The sequence below is a fragment of the Cytobacillus solani genome (genome assembly GCF_006704205.1).
GTDB classification, from domain to species: Bacteria; Bacillota; Bacilli; order Bacillales; family Cytobacillaceae; genus Cytobacillus; species Cytobacillus solani.
The window spans coordinates 115,716-135,391 of record NZ_CP041305.1 but is presented as its reverse complement, the minus strand read 5'-3'; the positions used below and the strand labels follow the sequence as shown (position 1 = coordinate 135,391).

Here is a 19,676-nt window from a genome sequence, read left to right as displayed (position 1 = left end):
TTTAAAGGCCGCCTGCTCGTTCATTTTTCCCCTTTACTGTATGTCCAGCCCTCTTCTTGATAAATCCGTCCTTCCTTTATTAATCGCCCAAGTGCACGTTTAAATGAAGCCTTGCTCATTTGAAAGCGTTCTTGTATATCCTCTGGTGTACTTTTATCTCCATATGGCATGGCCCCATTACGTGAAGCTAAATAATTCATGATGGTTTCCGAATCTTGATCGAGTGCTTCCTGTTTCCTCGGTGCTAATGACACATTGATTGTTCCATCTTCTTTCACATCAATAATTCGACCGTCTACCTTTTCACCAAGACGCGGCTCTTCTTTTCGCTGAGATTCATGAATGAATCCTTTAAAGCCTTCTGCTGTATAAATCCAGCTTCCAACTTTCGCCGTTCGATATATATGTCCATGAATGTTTTTATTGAAATCTTGTCTGGTTGCTTTAATTGCTATTCCATCAATAATTGGATCTGTTGCTAATTTAACATAAATACGCTCATTTCGGTTTACTCTTAAAGTGATATAAAGCATATCTCCTTCCTTCGGCCAGACCGATTGATGCACAGGAAGATCTTCTTCTCCAAGCAGCATATCCTTTTTAATTCCAATATTAATAAAAATGCCGATTCCAGGCTTAACATCACTTACTTGGGCCCACCCGTAGTTTTTCGTTGTAATTTCAGGAATTGTTGTTGTGGCTGCAATCCTTCCTCTTGAATCAGTATAAAGAAAAACCTCCACCTCTTGTCCTTCTTCTAATTCCATTTCCGTATCGTTTTTGTGTAATAGGACATCTTCATCCCCATTTGATAAAAAGTAGCCAAATTCAGCCAGTCTTTCTACCTTTAATTTTACAGTTTGTCCAATATAATCACTAATTGCCATTAAAAAACGCTCCTTTAATTTTTCTTTCATATATTTAAAGTCTCGAAAATATCTCCTTAAGTTGTGTGAACTGCTATATTTTACTATAATTAAGGAACAAAGTGAAACCTCTTTAGTAAAAGAGGGAGTTTAAGGAGGCAGCCATGTCAAAAGAAAGTTCATTTGATATTGTATCCAAAGTTGATTTTTCAGAAGTAACAAATGCAATTAATATTGCAATGAAGGAAATTCAAACCCGCTATGACTTCAAAGGCAGCAAGAGCAATGTAACGCTTGATAAGGAAGAGCTTGTGTTAATTTCTGATGATGAATTTAAATTAGATCAGCTTAAGGATGTCCTATTTAGTAAAATGATTAAAAGGGGAATTCCTGTTAAAAACCTGGATTATGGCAAGTTAGAAGGGGCATCAGGCGGTACAGTCCGTCAACGAGCAAAAATAGCTCAAGGAATTGATAAAGAAAATGCCAAGAAAATCAATTTACTTATTAAAAACAGTGGCTTGAAGGTTAAAAGCCAAGTTCAAGATGATCAAGTCCGTGTGACAGGCAAAAATCGTGATGACCTGCAAAAGATTATTGCTGCAGTGAAGGAAGCTGACTTGACTGTTGATGTACAATTTGTGAATTATAGATAATGGAATAGGAAGGCAGTCCTTAATGAGGCTGCTTTTTTTCTATGACTTTATAGTGGCGTTTCGTAAGTCTTGTAGGTATAATTATCTAGGAAAGCCGCACCATTGAATGCCATTAGGAGAGGATCTTTTATGCTGGATAAAATTAAATTTAGAAGTATTCGATTAAAAATGATTGCAGTCATTGTGATCGCATCAATTATTAGTACACCACTTTCTTCAAAGCTAAATGAGTATGTTATGGATTTCGTAGATGTACATAAAAGTTTTGGTATCTATATTAACACGATTATTAACCTCATAATAGCAACATTTATTGTTGCAGTATTCACTCGATGGATCATTATTAATCCGCTCCGTAAACTATTAGAAGCAACGAACAAGGTTTCAGAAGGAGATTTAAGTGTTGAAGTGGATTTTTCAAAACGTGTAGATGATGAAATTAGCCAATTGGCAAAAGGCTTTCAGCAAATGACTGAACATCTTAAAAATGTTGTTAGCAAAATTAATCACACATCAGACAGAATAACAGTGTCAGTTAATCAATTATCTGCAAACTCAGAAAATACAGCATTGGTTTCTGAACAAATTTCCGCTGCAATCCAAGGAGTTGCTGCAGGATCTGAGGAACAAACTGCTGGAATGGAAAAAATCGCAGCTGCTATGAATGTAGTAAGTAATGAGATTGATGATATTTCTCGTAATACACAAGTCATTAGCAATCAATCTAGAATGAATACAGCAGTTGCTGAAGAAGGGGAAAAAACAGTTGATAGAACGGTAAAGCAAATGAGCCTTATTCAAAACTCTGTCAGCCAGTCAGATCATTCGATTCAAATGCTTCAAGAACAGACAAAAGAAATTGGTCAATTTTTAACAGTTATTACGGATATCGCTAATCAAACGAATTTATTAGCGCTAAATGCTGCAATCGAGGCTGCACGTGCCGGGGAAGCAGGAAAAGGCTTTGCGGTTGTAGCTGAAGAGGTCCGCAAGCTTGCTGAGCAGTCAAACGAATCTGCCCTGCAAATTGCAAAGCTTGTCAATGAGATTCAAAAGCAAACAGGTGATTCCGTTGCGACGATGAAGCATGTAATAGATGATGTTCAAGAAGGAATTATTATGACCAACGAAACAAAAGATATTTTCCATCGAATCTCTCAATCGATGGCTGAGATGAATGGTCAAATGGAGAAAATCCTTAATGGTGGGAAAATGATTTCTGGCAGTGCTGCGGAAGTAACTGCAGCTGTTTCTGCAGTCAGTTCCATTGCGAACCTGAACAGTCAAAATTCGATGAGTGTTTCAGCAGCTTCACAAGAGCAGCTTGCTTCTATTGATGAAGTGGCTAGTTCAACAAAGGAGTTAGAAGAAGTAGCAGAGGATCTTCAAAAACTAACTCATATATTTAAAATTTCATAAGCCGTTAATAAAGGAGAAACACACTGGATTCTATCAATCACAGTGTGTTTTTTGTATTAAGCGAAAGAAATGGAACGAAAAAGAGCTTTTCTGCTCTATTATTATTTTGTCAATGTGAGATTCTTCACTTATTTATTTAGAATACTCCTCTATAATTTGAATATAGAGATGTTCTATTGATAAATAAAATCCGACATTTTTTCATGACTAGAATTCAAATGAGAGAGTGTTGAAGGAGGATTTTTACATGCCTTTTAATCGTGATTTTAACCAGGACCCATTTATCGTCATATGGGAATTAACGAGAGCTTGCCAGCTGAAATGCTTACATTGCCGTGCAGAAGCTCAATATAGAAGAGACCCTCGTGAATTATCATTTGAAGAGGGAAAAAAATTAATTGATCAAATCTATGAAATGAATAATCCAATGCTTGTATTTACAGGCGGGGATCCATTAATGAGAGAGGATGTCTTTGACATTGCAGAATATGCTGTCAAGAAAGGTGTACGCGTTTCGATGACACCTAGTGCAACTCCTAATGTAACGAAAGAAGCAATTGAGAAGGCGAAGGAAGTTGGATTGTCTCGATGGGCATTTAGTTTAGATGGACCTAATGCGGAAGTTCATGATCATTTTCGTGGGACAACGGGCTCATTCGATTTAACAATGGAACGAATTAAATATTTGCATGAACTTGAAATACCTATCCAAATCAACACGGTTATCTCCAGATATAATATTGATTATTTAGATGAGATGGCTAAAGTTGTTGAAGGATTAAAATGTGTGCTTTGGAGCGTCTTTTTCCTTGTGCCGACAGGAAGAGGACAGGAATCTGATATGATTTCTCCTGTTGAACATGAAAAAGTGTTTACTTGGCTGTATGAGCTAAGCAAAAGGGTGCCATTCGACATTAAGACGACTGCCGCTCAGCATTATCGCCGTGTTGTTATTCAGCAAAAAATGCGCGAGGCTAAAGATCAAAGAGATGAAATACAATATTTAGATGCATTGACGCAGCAAGGCTTAACCGGCTCGATTGATGGGCTTGGCAGAGCGCCAAAAGGAGTAAATGATGGAAATGGCTTCGTCTTTATTTCCCATGTAGGTGATGTGTATCCGAGTGGTTTACTGCCTGTAAAAGCAGGGAATGTTAGAGAACAATCGCTAGGAGAGATTTATAGAGAATCTCCTATCTTTAAAGATTTGCGAAATCCTGATAAATATAAAGGGAAATGCGGGGTTTGTGAATTTAGATATGTATGTGGAGGTTCAAGATCACGTGCATATGCGATGACTGGAGATTATATGGAAAGCGAACCATTCTGCGTCTATATTCCTAAAGCACTAAGAAAGAAATCTGCAGCCAAATAGATAAGTATACGCAAACAGTCGTTTTACCAGAAAGTGCAGTCTTGCTCTAAGGCTGCACTTTCTTTAGTCTTAATTGATAAATGATACCTTTAATATAATGAGAATAATGACAACATCATGACATTTTCAATATGTTATTAACATATAGGTAGTTATATGGTGTAATGGGTATTATATATACAATCCATTCATTTTGAATCTGAACGTTAATGTGAGTTTGTGTACAGTTTCTCAAAGGAACGTATGATAGAATAGATATTAAAGAGATCACTCTTAATCAGGAGTTGATAAAATGGAAAAAACAATTATTAAAGATCAATTAAATAGACCATTAAGAGATTTACGAATTTCAGTGATAGATCGCTGTAATTTTCGTTGTACTTACTGTATGCCTGCTGAAAAGTTCGGTCCTGATTTTGCTTTTTTACCAAAAAGTGAATTATTAACCTATGAAGAAATCGAACGTCTAGCGAAAATATTTGTCAGCCTAGGTGTTGAAAAAATTCGTCTTACAGGTGGAGAGCCCTTGTTAAGGAAGGACTTACCAACTTTAGTTAAGAAGCTTTCAGAAATTGAAGGCTTAAAGGATATTGGTTTAACAACAAATGGGGTATTGCTGCCAAAGTTTGCAAAAGAGTTAAAAGAAGCTGGTCTTTTACGTGTGAACGTCAGCTTGGATACTCTAAATAGTGAGCTTTTTGGAAAGATTAATGGCAGGGGCGTCGGAGTTGACGTTATTCTTGAAGGGATTAAAGCAGCACAGGATGCTGGCCTTGGAGTAAAAATTAATATGGTTGTGAAGAAGGGCTTAAACGATTCAGAAATTGTTCCGATGGCAAGGTTTTGTAAGGAGCAAGGATTGCAGCTTCGCTTTATCGAATATATGGATGTTGGCAGCACAAATGGCTGGAAAATGGATGATGTGGTAACTAAGAAGGAAATTTATGAATTGCTTAAAGAACATTATCTTTTAGAACCAGTAGATCCTGCCTATTTCGGAGAGGTAGCTAAGCGATATCGATATGAAGGGACAAATGTGGATGTTGGATTTATTCCATCTGTGTCCGAATCTTTCTGTTCAAGCTGTACTCGTTCAAGGCTTTCAGCAAATGGTCAAATCTTTACATGCCTGTTTAATGGCGAAGGACATGATATTAAAGAATTTATGCGAAAAGATGTGACAGATGAAGAGATTGCCGATCGAATTACATCTATTTGGAGCGGAAGAAAGGATCGCTACTCAGATGAGCGAACGGAAGAAAGCGTGAAGACAAGAAAGAAAATCGAAATGTCTTATATCGGCGGATAAAAATATCCCCCCTGTTTTAATTGACAGGGGGGTATTTTTGTCCTTGTTTTAAATTGTGCTAAAGATAGTCTTGCAAGGCATACGGCACTTTTTTAATTGAGTTTGAAGACGTGCCTCAAAAGCCTTTTTATGAAAAATATTTTAGCCTAAGTATCTTGGGAATAAAATATTATTCTCTAAGTGAACATGCATGAATGTAAAGCCTTCTAGTGCCTCAAGACGCTTGTATACTAGCGTGTATGTTCCGCATGCATCAAGTGGAAGCTCATAATCTGATGTAACTTCTCTAAGCTGTCTTAATATTTCTCCTACATGATCATGCTCTTTTTCAAGCTCAGTTATATAATCAATAATTTCTTGGCGATTTTCGAGTGTCGGATCCTCTAGTTTTTTAAGCATCGGGAAGACAACTTCTTCTTCCTTTGCTGTATGTTCGATCATTTCTTTTTTAAACTCATAAAATAATTCATAAACTTTTAATAGTTCTGGATGGCTGTCACCATGAACTTTTGATACTTTTGTGACATATGGACTTAATTGTGCAAGTTCATCAAGTGTAGTGGCATGATAGTGTTCACTAATATGTTTAATAATGTTTTCAGAACTGCTATCTGTCCAAACAGCCATATCATCTTTATTATTTTCTTCTTTTATATAGACTTCCTGCAGATCAGACATTAATTTGTCCATATCTATTGAAAGGTCAGCAGCAGCTTTATTTAACGGAATGTTTCCGCCACAGCAAAAATCTATACGATAACGTTTAAAAACATCGCTTGTTTTTGGTTGCTCATTTACAATATCCTTAACTAATGTGGTTTCAGTAATAGTCAATGCCATTTTATTAATATCCTCCTTAGTAGTTCATTCTTTATTTCATAATAAGCATAACGGATAATAAACTTTGAGCAGGTGACCCTTATCACACTTCTTACTCTTTTTTGAAAAAACAATAGAGAAAAGGGTTTGTGAGGTTTGTCATGTTGAATACGATGCTGTACATATATAATATAAGATAGATAAGCCCATTTCTTTTGAGGAGCTGATAGGAATGATAGAGAGAAGAACACCCATCCCGGTTGGAGAGGCAGTTAGAAGGATTATGAACCACGAATGGAGCGGACAAACAGAAAATGTCTCTATAAAAGAAAGCTATGGAAGATATTTATCAGAGGATTTAAAAGCGACTAGCGATGTTCCTCATTTTGACCGGGCTCCATATGATGGATTTGCTGTAAGAACAATCGATACAAAGGATGCATCTCAAACAAATCCAGTGGAATTTGAAGTCGTTGATCATATCGGTGCGGGAATGGTAACAACGAAGACGGTCAGTGCCTTTCAAGCGGTTAGAATTATGACAGGTGCACAAATGCCGAAAGAATGTGATGCAGTTGTTATGCTTGAGCTGGCAAAAGCATTTGAAAAAGATGGCAAGCACTATATGTCTATTAAACGTACATATAAACCAGGTGACAACGTCTCCTTTAAAGGTGAAGACGCGAGAGATGGGGATGTATTAATAAAAAAAGGGACAAAAATTAATCCTGGAATTCAAGCAATCCTTGCAACTTTTGGCTACTCTCAGGTTCCCGTAGCAAAACGGCCAATTGTAGGATTATATGCAACAGGTACAGAGCTGCTGGATGTACACGACGCATTAGAGCCAGGAAAAATAAGAAACAGCAATTCTTACATGATTGCAGCTCAAATTGAACGAGCAGGTGCTGATGTGCATTATTTTGGACAGCTTCCTGATGAATTTGAAACTTGCTATGAGGCAGTAAAAAATGCACTTGGGAAAGTAGATATGCTCATAACTACTGGCGGTGTATCCGTTGGTGATTTTGATTATTTGCCTGCTATTTATGAAAAAATGAAAGCAGAAGTGTTATTTAATAAAGTAGCGATGCGTCCAGGCAGTGTAACAACTGTAGCGCAATTTGAAGGGAAGCTTTTATTTGGTCTATCAGGAAACCCATCTGCATGTTATGTGGGATTTGAATTATTTGCAAGGCCAATCATTAGGAGAATGCTGTTTGCTGAAAAGCCGCATCTTCGAAAGGAAAAGGCTATTCTTGATGTTGATTTCCTAAAGGCCAATCCTTTTACCCGGTTTGTTAGAAGTGCAGTAACTGTTTCAGATGGCAAGCTGATTGCTTCACCAAGCGGGCTTGATAAATCGAATATCGTTATGAGTCTTGCTGGGGCGAATTCATTAATGATATTGCCTGGAGGAACGAGAGGTTTTGAGGCAGGTTCTGAAGTAGAGGTATTATTGCTTGAGGACTTTAATGGAAGCGAGTGGCCATGGTAAGAAAACCAATTATTCTTCAGATTGTTGGTTTTCAAAACAGCGGCAAAACGACCGTTGTTAAAAAGCTTATTGAACGTCTTGCTGCTGATAATTGTAACGTGGCTACCATTAAGCATCATGGGCACGGAGGGAAGCCAGATATAGTGGAAGGCAAAGATTCCAGCCAGCATATTTCCTCAGGTGCCCTCGCATCCTTAATTGAAGGGGACGGACGTATTTTGCTTCAAGCAGAAAAAAACAGCTGGTCTTTAAGCGAGCAAATTAAAATTCTTGAAATTTTACAAACAGATATCATTCTTATTGAAGGTCACAAAAAGGAAGGTTATCCAAAAATAGTTTTAGTAAGGAATGTAGATGATCTTAACCATTTGTCGAAATTAAAGAATATTCAAGTTGTATTGTTTTGGAATGAAGAATGTTTGGAAATGAAAAGCAGCCTACACTCAGTCCCTTTTTTCCATATTAACAATGACTTAGGTTATGAATGGATATACAATTATCTGACTAATGAGTAGAAATAGATGTTGATATTTGTCGAAAAACCGTCACAATTTGACGGTTTTTTCTGTGATGATCTTCACTTTTTTACCTTTTGAATTTAGATATAGTAGAGGTAACATGCTATAAGGGGGGATAATCATGAAGATTTGTTTACCAAAACAGCATGGTGCATGGGCAATGTTAATTATCCCATTTTGGCTCGGGGTTGTTGCTTCTGAGTTTCTGTGGTCACATATCGCCTTTTTTATTGGCTGGTTATTTTTATATTTAGCTACATATCCAATGCTTTTATTATTTAAAAAGAAAAAAATGCAGTATTATACGAAGTGGACAATCATCTATTTTGTTCCGGCCATCTTATTGCTGTTAATACCGCTATTTGTTCAGCCGTCGATTATTATATTTGGTTTCATTATGATTCCATTTTTTATTTTAAATGCCTATTTTTCATCAAAAAACCGTGAAAGGGCATTTACGAATGATATTAGTGCGATTTGTGTATTTGCTATTGCTGGTTTAGCAAGCAGCTATTTGCCGAATGCTGAAATCAATTCATTAGCAATCAAAGTATTTATTACATCCATACTATTCTTCACTGGTTGTACTTTTTTTGTAAAAACAATGATACGCGAGAAGAAAAATCCAACTTTTAAATGGCTTTCATGGGGATTTCATTTGGCTGTTCCATTTATTTGGGTTCTATTAGGGGAATGGCTAATTGCTGTTGCTTTCATCCCAAGCTTGATCAGAGCATTTGTCTTTTATGGCAAAGGAATGACAATGAAAAATTTAGGCATTCAAGAAATAATAAACTCCGTCTTCTTTTTCATCATTATGGTCATAGTTGTTATTTAAACAATAAAGAAGCTGCATCTCAATATGGAGATGCAGCTTTTTTTATTATTCAATATTACAAATGTTAATTGGGCAACTCTCACAATCAATGGAGTTTTTTAAATAGGATAAATCGTGAATGGTAATCATCCCTTTTTCAATTGAAAGTACTTCATTCTTACGAAGTTCGCCTAACATTCTATTGACAACTTCTCGTGAGGTTCCACAAAAATTTGCAAGCTCTTGGTTTGTTAAAGGGGTATTGATCATAATTCCCTTCTCAGTTTCAATTCCATAGCTATTTGTAAGGCGGATTAAGGTAGAGTATAGCGCTCCTTTTTTACCGTGAAGGACAAGATCCCGAAATTTTGTTTGTGTTTTTCGATATTGGAGGCTAATCCACTTCATTAATTCAAGTGCAAGCGAATGATCTTGATTGAGCTTTTCTTCAAGCTCCTCCTTATTAATAATTGCTACAACTCCACTCTCAACAACTTTTGCATTAAGCATATATTTAGGCGATGGACAGAAAAGTGATAATTCCCCAATTAAATCTCCTTCTCCACACATTCTTAATGTAAGCTCACGGCCATCAGGTACAATCTTACTAATTTGAATTAATCCACTTTGAACGATGAATAGTTCATTTGCGGTCATTCCTTCTTGATATAAAAAGGATCCTTTTTCAACTTTTCTGTTATGGTGTGAGGCTTGTAATAGCACATTTAGTTTTTCGGCAATTTCAATATTTGATTGCATGTATTACCTCCTCTTTCGGTAATGCATCCGTCCAGCGTATATAAGATAATACTACTATTATATTGCAAAGATTAAAAACTTCAAGAAAAAATAGTTGATTTTCCATTCTTAACTTTCTATAATAAGAGAAATATAAAATTTATAAATATTTAATAAAATGAGTAAATATACAAAAAAGTGAAGGGGAAAATCATGAAAGTCTCAATCATTGGAACAACTGGATATGGAGGAGTTGAATTACTGCGAATTTTACACCAGCATCCTACATTTAAGATTCAGTCCATCCATTCAACGAAAGATGAAATACCAATCTGGGAGGAATATCCACACCTTTATCGTTTATTTGATAAAAAGTTAGAACCTATTGATGCTGAACAAATAGCCAATCAATCGGATATTGTTTTTCTTGCTACTCCATCAGGCATTTCTGGGCAATTAGCAAGTGAATTTATGAACAAGAATATAAAAGTAATTGATCTTTCAGGAGATTTACGATTGCCTGCTAAAGATTATGTGACTTGGTATAAACAAGAGCCTGTTCATGAAAGCTTGATATCCCAAGCAGCATATGGGTTGCCCGAATGGAATAGGGAAATGATAAAAAACTCAAATTTAATAGCCAATCCTGGCTGTTTTCCAACCGCGTCACTTTTAAGTCTAGCCCCAGTTGTAAAGTCAGACTTGATTGATCCAGCAAGTATCATCATTGATGCAAAGTCAGGCGTTTCGGGTGCAGGGAAATCATTATCGAGAAATACAAGCTTGTCTGAAGCAAATGAGAATTTCAGAGTATATAAGGTAAATGAGCATCAGCATACTCCGGAAATTGAACAGCAGCTTCTCCAATGGAATAGTGATGTTCAGCCAGTTACCTTCACCACACATCTATTGCCGATTACAAGAGGAATTATGACGACAACGTACGTTCGATTAAAGGAAGAGCAAAGTACTAGCCAAATACTAGAGTTATATAGAGAAATCTATCATCAACAACCATTTATCCGTATTCGGCCAGAAAATACATTCCCATCAATTAAAGAAGTAGCCGGCTCCAATTATTGTGATATTGGCCTGCATGCGGATAGCAGAACTGGAAGGCTGACAATCATTTCTGTCATTGATAATTTGATGAAGGGGGCAGCGGGGCAGGCAGTTCAAAATGCGAATATCATGAGCGGTTTAGAAGAAACAACGGGGCTTGATTTTGTCCCGATGTTTCCATAAGGGGGAAGAATTCATGTATACTATGTCACAAGCTCAAGCGATAAAAGATATCGCTGGAGGGAGTATTACAACCCCAAAGGGGTATAAAGCGTCCGGTGTACACGCGGGGCTAAGATATTCAAAGAAGGATGTAGGTCTGATTATTAGTAATGTACCTGCTAATTGTGCAGCTGTCTATACAACGAGCAAGTTCCAAGCAGCACCGCTTAAGGTCACTCAAGAAAGTATTGCGGAAGAGCAAAAGATTCAAGCCGTAATTGTGAACAGTGCATGTGCGAATGCATGTACAGGTGAACAAGGCTTGCGTGATGCTTTTCAAATGAGACAATGGACCGCAGAAAAGTTTCATCTTCAACCACATCATGTGGCGGTGGCTTCTACAGGTGTGATTGGAGAGTTTCTGCCAATGGGAAAAATTCAAAAGGGCATTCAAATGCTTGAACCTGGAAAAGAAGAGGAATTTTCAGCAGATTTTCAAACAGCGATTTTAACTACTGATCTAGTTATGAAAAGCTGTTGCTTTTCAACAGAAATTGATGGAAAGACGGTTTATATGGGTGGAGCAGCCAAAGGATCAGGAATGATTCATCCAAATATGGCCACGATGCTTGCCTTTATTACGACAGATGTAAATATAGAGAGCAATTATCTTCATGTAGCACTTAAGGAAATAACGAATACAACCTTTAATCAAATCACGGTTGATGGGGATACATCGACGAATGACATGGTGCTTGTAATGGCTAATGGAGAAAGTGGAACCAATTCATTAACTCCTGCACATGCAGACTGGGATCATTTTGTTCAATTACTTGCAAAGAGCTGTGAAAGTCTAGCGAAGCAAATCGCTAAGGACGGAGAGGGAGCAACGAAATTAATTGAAGTCGAAGTGAATGGAGCGATAAATGATGGTGAAGCAAGAATGGCTGCTAAGCAAATTGTCGGTTCTAATCTTGTGAAAACAGCGATTTATGGGGAAGATGCAAACTGGGGGAGAATAATCGGAGCAATTGGGCAAAGCGATGCAAAGGTAAATCCAGATACAGTTGATATTTCAATTGGGCCTATCACAATGTTAAAAAACAGTGAGCCACAGCCATTCTCCGAAGAGGAAGCATCTATCTATTTGCAAGATAACATGATTCAAATTCATGTAGATCTTCATCAAGGGAATGGAAACGGTAAAGCATGGGGCTGTGACCTGTCCTATGATTACGTAAAAATCAATGCAAGTTATCGGACTTAGGGAGGGAAGAAGGGGTGAAAACCATTTTAATAAAATGCGGTGGTAGTGTCATTGATGATTTATCAACTGCATTTTTTAATAGTTTAAAAGATTTGGAGAGCGAAGGTTACCATCTTCTGTTTGTTCATGGCGGGGGGCCAGATATAAATGACCTTTTTGAACTTTATCAAGTTCCTCAAGAGTATATAAATGGGCTTCGGAAAACGTCAGCTGAAACGATGGAAATTGTCGAAATGGTCTTGGCTGGAAAAACTAATCGTACACTGACAGCAAAGCTTAGTTCTCACGGGTTTAATGCGTTCGGAATAAACGGAAGCGACGGCGGCTTCTTACAAGCTGATTTTATCGATCAAGAAAGGCTAGGCTTTGTCGGCGATATAGTCAAGGTAAAGACAGAGATTATCTCTATGCTGCTAAATGAGAAGTATACACCAGTCATTACCCCTATTGCTACAGCAAGTAATGGAGAGAAATTAAATATCAATGCTGATTTTGCAGCAGCAGCGATTGCAAATAATCTCCAAGTTGACCATTGTATTTTTGTAACTGATGTACAAGGAATTATTATTAATGGAGAGCTAGTTTCGCAACTAAGTAAGGAAGAAATAGAGTCGTATATTCATGCCGATCAGATAACAGGTGGAATGATCCCGAAAGTTCGTTCAGCAGTAAATGTGATTGAAAAGGGGCTGCAAAGTGTGAGAATTGTGTCTGGAAAAGAAACATTTTTCAACCAAGGTCATTGGATTGGAACAGAAATTTTCGCAAAAGAGGGGATCTTACGATGAGCTATTTATTTCCCACATATTCCCGCTGGGAAGTTGAGCCTGATCAGTCAGAAGGAAGCGTAATTATCGATAAAAATGGGAAAAAATACTTGGACTTTACCTCAGGAATTGGTGTTTGCAATTTAGGGCATCGTCCAGCAGTAGTTCAGGAGGCAATTACTAGTCAGCTTAACCGCTATTGGCATGTTTCCAATCTGTTCATTCAGGAAGAACAAGAGAATGCTGCGAAGCGATTGGCAGAAAGTGCGAAAATGGACTGTGTTTTTTTCGCTAATAGCGGTGCAGAAGCGAATGAAGCAGCCATCAAGCTTGCTCGAAAAGCAACTGGCAGAAAAAAAATCATTACCTTTGAAAACTCTTTTCATGGCCGAACTTTTGCGACGATGTCAGCAACTGGACAGAATAAAATTAAAATGGGTTATGGACCAATGCTTGAAACGTTTGTTTACCTTCCATTTAATGATATTGAGGCGATTAAAAAAGAAGTGGATGATGAGACGGCAGCAGTGATGCTTGAGGTCGTTCAAGGAGAGGGCGGCATTCATATTGGAGAGCAAGCCTTTTTAAATGAAGTTAGTCAACTTTGTGAGGATCATGGTGCGCTTCTGATCATTGATGAAATCCAAACGGGAATTGGCCGGACAGGGAAACCCTTCGCCTTTCAGCATTTTCAATTAATGCCTGATATTGTTACCTCTGCAAAAGGATTAGGCAGCGGACTCCCAATTGGAGCTGTGATTGGGAAAAAGGAGCTCGCTCACTTTTTTGGACCGGGTAGCCACGGGTCAACTTTTGGTGGCAATCCTTTGGCAATTGCGGCTGCAAAAGCCACGATGGAGGTCATTTTTCAAGCAGGATTTTTAGAGGAAGTAGAGAAAAAAAGTGTATACCTGTTTGAACAAATTAGTAAAGAATTGAAAGGAATTCCTGACATATTAAACAGTAGACAATTAGGAATGATGATTGGATTAGAAACATCGATCGATCTGCCTATATTGTTAAAGGAATTAAGAAATCATGGATTACTGGCACTTCCAGCAGGAAGCAATGTGTTAAGGCTTTTGCCGCCTTTAACGGTTACGAAAGCTGAAATAGATAAAGCGATACACATTTTACAATCTGTAATAAGAAATTATTCAAAAGCAGCCGTATAGGCTGATATTTTTTCTTATTAATGAATAAAAATTAATTTAAATAAATAAATATACATTTTATAAGAGGTGGAAATATGGAAGGATATTTACACTTGAAAAATAATCAAAGTTTCACTGGACAATGGCTGACACCTCCCCCTAATCAGCAGATTGAAGGGGAAATAGTATTCTTTACTGGAATGACGGGTTACCAAGAGGTGCTGACAGATCCTTCTTATAAGGATCAGATTATCGTTTTTACGTATCCTCTAATCGGAAACTATGGCATAAATGAACTGGATTTTGAGAGTAAGGAACCACATGTGGCAGGTGTCGTTGTTTATGAAGCAACGAATCATCCATCCCATTATCAAGCAACTTACTCACTTAAAGAGTATTTGCAAAAATGGGACATTCCGCTGTTGGGTCATTTAGATACAAGGGCAGTTGTTAAGACAATCAGGAAGGAAGGCACCATGCCGGCTGTTTTGTCTTCTAACGAATTGTACAATAAGGATCATTTTGTATTACCAAAAGAGGAAAAGGTTACTAAGGTTACAGCAAGTACAAATGGGTGCTATGGGGATGGTGAAACCCATATTGTTCTTGTTGATTATGGTTTAAAGAAATCAATCATCCATTCTTTCCTAAAAAGAAACTGTCGGGTGACGACCGTTCCATTTAATACAACATTTCCAGAAATAAAAAAACTTAAGCCAGATGGAATTGTTCTTTCCAATGGTCCAGGAGATCCGAAAGAGCTAACAAGTATTTTACCAAATGTTAAAAAGATGCTAGAACATTATCCAACATTAGGAATCTGCCTCGGGCACCAGCTGGCTGTCTTAGCTTTAGGGGGAGACACGAAAAAGCTTCCCTTCGGTCACAGAGGTGCAAATCATCCAGTAGCCGATTTGAAATATGGCAAGGTATTTATGTCCTCTCAAAATCACAGTTATGTTGTTGATGAAGAAAGTCTCCTGAAAACAGGATTTGAAAAGCGCTTTATTAATCTTCATGATCAATCAGTCGAAGGACTCATTCACCAAATTTTGCCGATTCAGACTGTGCAATTCCATCCAGAAGCACACCCAGGACCTGCAGATGGAGAATATATTTTTGAAGAATTCATGAATATCATAAAAGTCGAGAAGAGGAGCGTTATTGCATATGCCTAAAGATACAAGCATCCAGTCAATCCTTGTCATTGGATCAGGTCCCATCGTGATTGGGCAAGCAGCAGAATTTGATTATGCGGGGACGCAAGGATGTGCAGCATTGAAAGAAGAAGGCTATAAGGTCATCCTAGTAAATAATAATCCAGCAACTATTATGTCAGATAAAAATTTCGCTGATCGCATTTATTTTGAGCCATTAACCGTAGATAGCCTAGAAAAAATTATCGAAAAGGAGCGTCCGGATGGAATCCTTGCCACTTTAGGCGGGCAAACAGGGCTAAATTTAGCTTTTCAGCTAAGTGAAGCAGGCGTTTTTGAGCGCTATGGCGTGAAGCTTTTAGGAAGCAGTATGGAGTCGATAAAAAAGGGCGAAGATAGAGAAGCTTTTAGACAGCTAATGAAAAAACTGAATGAACCAGTTCCAGAAAGTATAATTGTTCATGATGTAGCGGAAGCGATTCAATTCGGAGAAACAATCGGATTTCCAATCATTGTTCGTCCTGCCTATACGCTTGGGGGAACAGGGGGTGGAATTGCAACGAGTCTTGCTGAGTTAGAATCACTCGTAAAAGGTGGTTTGAATGAAAGTGCAATCAACCAATGCTTGATTGAAAAAAGTATTGCAGGATTTAAAGAAATTGAGTATGAAGTGATGCGTGATTCAATGAATACTTGCATAACGATTTGCAATATGGAAAATATCGACCCTGTTGGCATCCATACGGGTGATTCGATTGTTGTTGCTCCTTCACAAACGCTGACAGATGAGGAATATCAGATGCTTCGGACTGCTTCAATAAAAATAATTTCTGCATTGGAGATCATAGGGGGCTGTAATATTCAATTTGCCTTAGATCCACAAAGTAAAAATTATTATTTAATTGAGGTTAATCCAAGGGTTAGCCGTTCTTCCGCCCTTGCTTCTAAAGCTACTGGCTATCCAATTGCAAGAATGGCAGCAAAGCTTGCGGTGGGCTATACATTATCAGAAATTACTAATCCAGTAACAGGAGATACGTTTGCAAGCTTTGAACCTGCTCTTGATTATGTAATTGTAAAGTTTCCCAAATGGGCCTTTGATAAATTTCCTATGGCTGACAGAAAACTTGGCACGCAGATGAAGGCAACTGGTGAAGTGATGGGGATCGATCGAAACCTAGAACGTGCTCTTTTAAAAGCAGTCCATTCACTAGAAGGGAAGGAATCAGATTTAGCAAACCTATCCTTTTTAGAGGCAGCGACTGAACATTTAGAAAAAATGTTAATAGAGCAAACAGATGAAAGATTTTTTATTGTAATGGAGCTTTTGCGCCGCGGAAAATCAGTAGAAACCCTGCATGACACAACAAAAATTGATTATTATTTCTTACATTCCTTTTTAGAGTTAGTAAAACTAGAGAGTCATGTTGCTGATCTGTCCTTTCATTCAGTAACAAAAGGACAGATGCAAATTTTAAAGGAAAAGGGCTTTAGTGATCAATATTTAGCCAAAGAATGGAATGTAACAGAGCGAGAAATTCGTGATAAGCGAAAAATGCTTGGGGTCCTGCCTGTATATAAAATGGTAGATACTTGTGCAGCAGAATTTGAGGCACAATCCAATTATTTTTATTCCAGTTATTTTGGTGAAAATGAGCTTGTGAAAAGTAATAAGAGGAAAGTATTAATCATTGGCAGCGGTCCTATTCGTATTGGGCAAGGGATCGAGTTTGATTATTGCTCTGTCCAGGGCGTATTTGCTTTAAAGGAAGAAAATATTGAAACGATTATGATTAACAACAATCCTGAAACAGTGAGCACAGATTTTACAATTGCGGATCGACTCTATTTTGAACCGCTTATTCTTGAGGATATCTTAAATGTGATTGAAGCCGAAGGAATAAAAGAAGTTATCGTTCAATTAGGCGGACAGACGGCCCTTAATCTTGCCGAGAAACTAGAAGACTACGGATTAACATTACTAGGGACAGAGTCAAGAACAATTGATCGGTTAGAGGATCGCAAGCTTTTTTATCAGCTATTGGATGATTTGAATATCCCTCATATTGATGGAGAGGTTGTTTATACGAAAAATGAGCTGTATTCAGCCATTCAAAAACTGGGTTTTCCGATTTTAATCCGTCCTTCGTTTGTCATTGGGGGAAAAGGGATGGAGATAATTGGCTGTCAGGCAGAAGTTGAAACCTATTTGCAGAAAAAAGATATCCCTTACCCAATCCTTGTAGATAAGTTCTATCAAGGGATTGAGGCGGAATTTGATTTAGCAGCTGATGGCAATCATATTTGCATACCCGCTATCATGGAGCATATTGAAAAAACAGGCGTTCACTCAGGGGATAGTATGTCCATTCTTCCTCCGAAAAACCTTTCAAACGATGCCCAGAAAAAAATGATTGCCTACGGAAAGGCAATTGTTCAAAAACTTCAATACAAAGGTCTAATGAATATCCAATTTATTATCAATGGGGATGAAGTTTTCGTTCTGGAAGTGAATCCTCGTGCAAGCAGAACGGTTCCAATTGTAAGTAAAGTGACGGGTATTCCCCTTGTGCAAATAGCGACAAAAGTATTGCTTGGGAAATATCAATTGTCGAATGATGAAATAACTGTTTATCAGAAGTATCCATTTGTATGTGTAAAATATCCCGTTTTTTCAAACTATGCATTAAAGGGTCTTGATGCGAAAGTAGGTCCGGAAATGAAATCGACAGGAGAAGGAATTGCTTTAGCTTCAACTTATGAGGAGGCGCTAAAGAAGGCCTTTTATAATGGTCAGTTGAAAAAAGCGGATACAATGCAAATTGCTATTTTAGATCATACAATCGATAGTAAACTGGGTTCTCTTGCTGTGGCAGCGGGAGTTGAGTTAGTTTTAACTGAGGAAATGACGAAAGAAACGGTTGCTCTTTTTAGCCCAAACGATTCAAAAAAGAGCAAAAAACTAAGGGAAGAAGCGATAAAAAAAAGAATATTAACTTTTACAGAAGTAGAAACTCTTCAGGCATTTTTAGAAGGATTGACGGTTGAAGATTGGAATGTACAGTCGGTTGAAGAGTGGCTTGGAGAAGGGACGGAAAATTTTAAATTAAAGGAAGTGCATATATAATGATTTCGATACAAGCAACTGAAAAACAATTAAATATTAAAGGAAAACACTTCTTAACATTAGCTGATTTCTCAGCCGATGAAATAAAAGGGATAGTAACAAAAGCACAAAAAATGAAAAATGCTTCTTATACAGGTGAAGACCCCAAACCATTACAAGGAAAAATCTTAGGAATGATTTTTGAAAAGTCTTCCACACGTACGAGAGTTTCATTTGAGGCGGGAATGCTGCAGCTTGGCGGTCATGCGCTCTATTTAAACAGCAATGACTTGCAGCTTGGAAGAGGAGAATCAATCGCTGATACGGCAAAGGTGCTCTCTTATTATGTGGATGCAATCATGATTCGTACGTTTTCCCATCAAACGATTGAAGAGCTCAGCTCTCATGCAACCATCCCTGTCATCAATGGTTTGACCGATCTCTATCATCCATGTCAGGTTTTAGCAGATTTATTAACAATCCAAGAGGAAAAAGGAACATTAGCTGGGCAGAAGCTATGCTACGTAGGGGATGGAAATAATGTCGCACACTCTCTGATGATTGCCTCTGCAAAGGTAGGAATGGATATAACAATTGCCAGTCCAGCAGGCTACGAGCCAAATGCAGCTATTACTAAAATGGCATTAGAATTTGCCAAGGCAAGTGGATCGAAAATAGAGATAACGAATGATCCTTTTGATGCAGTAAAAGGAGCGGATGCAATTTATACAGATGTATGGGCGAGTATGGGACAGGAGAAAGAAAATGAACAAAGGAAGAAAGTATTTTCGAACTTCCAAGTGAATGAGGAGCTTGTCCAACATGGAAAGAATGATTTCGTTTTCCTTCATTGCTTACCTGCCCATAGAGGAGAAGAAGTGTCAGCAGAAATCATCGATGGTCCTCATTCAGCCGTTTTTCAACAAGCTGGAAATCGTCTTCATGTTCAAAAAGCATTGCTGACGGAGATTTTGTAAAGAAAAGGC

17 protein-coding genes are annotated in these 19,676 nt (G+C 37.8%); 14 read left to right on the top strand and 3 right to left on the bottom strand.

Features of this window, described 5'->3' with window-relative positions:
• Positions 1-20 precede the first annotated feature (20 nt).
• Positions 21-887: a CvfB family protein gene (locus tag FI644_RS00705; protein WP_053477485.1), complete on the bottom strand. Its 867-nt coding sequence runs from the start codon at positions 885-887 to the stop codon at positions 21-23.
• Positions 888-1,030: 143 nt separating this feature from the next.
• Between FI644_RS00705 and FI644_RS00700 the strand changes: the two genes are divergently transcribed.
• From FI644_RS00700 to moaA, 4 genes are all read left to right on the top strand, one after another.
• Entirely contained in the window at positions 1,031-1,522 is a 492-nt protein-coding gene (locus tag FI644_RS00700; protein WP_053475218.1) for a YajQ family cyclic di-GMP-binding protein, read from the top strand.
• 129 nt (positions 1,523-1,651) lie between these two features.
• Entirely contained in the window at positions 1,652-2,941 is a 1,290-nt protein-coding gene (locus tag FI644_RS00695; protein WP_053475219.1) for a methyl-accepting chemotaxis protein, read from the top strand.
• Between the two features lie 247 nt (positions 2,942-3,188).
• Positions 3,189-4,316, top strand: coding sequence for a TIGR04053 family radical SAM/SPASM domain-containing protein (locus FI644_RS00690; protein ID WP_053475220.1), 1,128 nt, complete (start codon positions 3,189-3,191; stop codon positions 4,314-4,316).
• A 292-nt stretch (positions 4,317-4,608) separates the two neighbouring features.
• Positions 4,609-5,625 (top strand): GTP 3',8-cyclase MoaA, encoded by a 1,017-nt coding sequence (gene moaA, locus FI644_RS00685; RefSeq protein WP_056683489.1) that lies wholly within the window; start codon positions 4,609-4,611, stop codon positions 5,623-5,625.
• 141 nt (positions 5,626-5,766) lie between these two features.
• Here moaA and ric read toward each other — a convergent pair whose 3' ends face one another.
• On the bottom strand, positions 5,767-6,465 hold the full coding sequence (gene ric, locus FI644_RS00680) for an iron-sulfur cluster repair di-iron protein (protein WP_053475222.1): 699 nt from the start codon (positions 6,463-6,465) through the stop codon (positions 5,767-5,769).
• Between the two features lie 211 nt (positions 6,466-6,676).
• Between ric and FI644_RS00675 the strand changes: the two genes are divergently transcribed.
• The 3 genes from FI644_RS00675 to FI644_RS00665 all read left to right on the top strand — a co-directional run bounded on the left by FI644_RS00675 (position 6,677) and on the right by FI644_RS00665 (position 9,298).
• Positions 6,677-7,942: a molybdopterin molybdotransferase MoeA gene (locus FI644_RS00675; protein WP_053475223.1), complete on the top strand. Its 1,266-nt coding sequence runs from the start codon at positions 6,677-6,679 to the stop codon at positions 7,940-7,942.
• Complete coding sequence (gene mobB, locus FI644_RS00670; protein WP_053475224.1) at positions 7,936-8,457, top strand: molybdopterin-guanine dinucleotide biosynthesis protein B; 522 nt, start codon at positions 7,936-7,938, stop codon at positions 8,455-8,457. The genes FI644_RS00675 and mobB overlap by 7 nt, the downstream gene beginning before the upstream one ends.
• 124 nt (positions 8,458-8,581) lie before the next feature.
• Complete coding sequence (locus FI644_RS00665) at positions 8,582-9,298, top strand: YwiC-like family protein (RefSeq protein WP_053475225.1); 717 nt, start codon at positions 8,582-8,584, stop codon at positions 9,296-9,298.
• A 45-nt stretch (positions 9,299-9,343) separates the two neighbouring features.
• Here FI644_RS00665 and FI644_RS00660 read toward each other — a convergent pair whose 3' ends face one another.
• Positions 9,344-10,036, bottom strand: coding sequence for a Crp/Fnr family transcriptional regulator (locus FI644_RS00660; protein WP_053475226.1), 693 nt, complete (start codon positions 10,034-10,036; stop codon positions 9,344-9,346).
• A gap of 192 nt (positions 10,037-10,228) precedes the next feature.
• On the opposite strand from FI644_RS00660, the gene argC reads away from it, so the two are divergent.
• The 7 genes from argC to argF all read left to right on the top strand — a co-directional run bounded on the left by argC (position 10,229) and on the right by argF (position 19,667).
• On the top strand, positions 10,229-11,260 hold the full coding sequence (argC, locus tag FI644_RS00655; RefSeq protein WP_053475227.1) for an N-acetyl-gamma-glutamyl-phosphate reductase: 1,032 nt from the start codon (positions 10,229-10,231) through the stop codon (positions 11,258-11,260).
• 13 nt (positions 11,261-11,273) lie between these two features.
• Entirely contained in the window at positions 11,274-12,506 is a 1,233-nt protein-coding gene (gene argJ, locus FI644_RS00650; RefSeq protein WP_142107860.1) for a bifunctional ornithine acetyltransferase/N-acetylglutamate synthase, read from the top strand.
• Positions 12,507-12,520: 14 nt separating this feature from the next.
• Positions 12,521-13,294 (top strand): acetylglutamate kinase, encoded by a 774-nt coding sequence (gene argB / locus FI644_RS00645; protein ID WP_053475229.1) that lies wholly within the window; start codon positions 12,521-12,523, stop codon positions 13,292-13,294.
• A complete protein-coding gene (gene argD / locus FI644_RS00640) occupies positions 13,291-14,448 on the top strand; it encodes an acetylornithine transaminase (RefSeq protein WP_053475230.1) in 1,158 nt (385 codons plus the stop codon). Before argB ends, argD begins: the two co-directional genes overlap by 4 nt.
• A gap of 74 nt (positions 14,449-14,522) precedes the next feature.
• Positions 14,523-15,605, top strand: a complete 1,083-nt coding sequence (locus tag FI644_RS00635; protein WP_053475231.1) for a carbamoyl phosphate synthase small subunit — start codon at positions 14,523-14,525, stop codon at positions 15,603-15,605.
• The gene (gene carB / locus FI644_RS00630) at positions 15,598-18,711 is read left to right on the top strand and encodes a carbamoyl-phosphate synthase (glutamine-hydrolyzing) large subunit (protein WP_142107859.1); all 3,114 of its coding nucleotides are present in this window, start codon (positions 15,598-15,600) and stop codon (positions 18,709-18,711) included. The genes FI644_RS00635 and carB overlap by 8 nt, the downstream gene beginning before the upstream one ends.
• Positions 18,711-19,667 carry an ornithine carbamoyltransferase gene (gene argF, locus FI644_RS00625; RefSeq protein ID WP_056683514.1) on the top strand — a complete coding sequence of 319 codons (957 nt, stop codon included), beginning with the start codon at positions 18,711-18,713 and terminating at the stop codon, positions 19,665-19,667. Before carB ends, argF begins: the two co-directional genes overlap by 1 nt.
• Positions 19,668-19,676: the final 9 nt, after the last annotated feature.

Bases quoted from the DNA above. Each gene is read 5' to 3' on its own strand.
- FI644_RS00705 (WP_053477485.1), bottom strand. From the start codon at position 887: ATGGCAATTAGTGATTATATTGGACAAACTGTAAAATTAAAGGTAGAA.
- FI644_RS00700 (WP_053475218.1), top strand. From the start codon at position 1,031: ATGTCAAAAGAAAGTTCATTTGATATTGTATCCAAAGTTGATTTTTCA.
- FI644_RS00695 (WP_053475219.1), top strand. From the start codon at position 1,652: ATGCTGGATAAAATTAAATTTAGAAGTATTCGATTAAAAATGATTGCA.
- FI644_RS00690 (WP_053475220.1), top strand. From the start codon at position 3,189: ATGCCTTTTAATCGTGATTTTAACCAGGACCCATTTATCGTCATATGG.
- moaA (WP_056683489.1), top strand. From the start codon at position 4,609: ATGGAAAAAACAATTATTAAAGATCAATTAAATAGACCATTAAGAGAT.
- ric (WP_053475222.1), bottom strand. From the start codon at position 6,465: ATGGCATTGACTATTACTGAAACCACATTAGTTAAGGATATTGTAAAT.
- FI644_RS00675 (WP_053475223.1), top strand. From the start codon at position 6,677: ATGATAGAGAGAAGAACACCCATCCCGGTTGGAGAGGCAGTTAGAAGG.
- mobB (WP_053475224.1), top strand. From the start codon at position 7,936: ATGGTAAGAAAACCAATTATTCTTCAGATTGTTGGTTTTCAAAACAGC.
- FI644_RS00665 (WP_053475225.1), top strand. From the start codon at position 8,582: ATGAAGATTTGTTTACCAAAACAGCATGGTGCATGGGCAATGTTAATT.
- FI644_RS00660 (WP_053475226.1), bottom strand. From the start codon at position 10,036: ATGCAATCAAATATTGAAATTGCCGAAAAACTAAATGTGCTATTACAA.
- argC (WP_053475227.1), top strand. From the start codon at position 10,229: ATGAAAGTCTCAATCATTGGAACAACTGGATATGGAGGAGTTGAATTA.
- argJ (WP_142107860.1), top strand. From the start codon at position 11,274: ATGTATACTATGTCACAAGCTCAAGCGATAAAAGATATCGCTGGAGGG.
- argD (WP_053475230.1), top strand. From the start codon at position 13,291: ATGAGCTATTTATTTCCCACATATTCCCGCTGGGAAGTTGAGCCTGAT.
- FI644_RS00635 (WP_053475231.1), top strand. From the start codon at position 14,523: ATGGAAGGATATTTACACTTGAAAAATAATCAAAGTTTCACTGGACAA.
- carB (WP_142107859.1), top strand. From the start codon at position 15,598: ATGCCTAAAGATACAAGCATCCAGTCAATCCTTGTCATTGGATCAGGT.
- argF (WP_056683514.1), top strand. From the start codon at position 18,711: ATGATTTCGATACAAGCAACTGAAAAACAATTAAATATTAAAGGAAAA.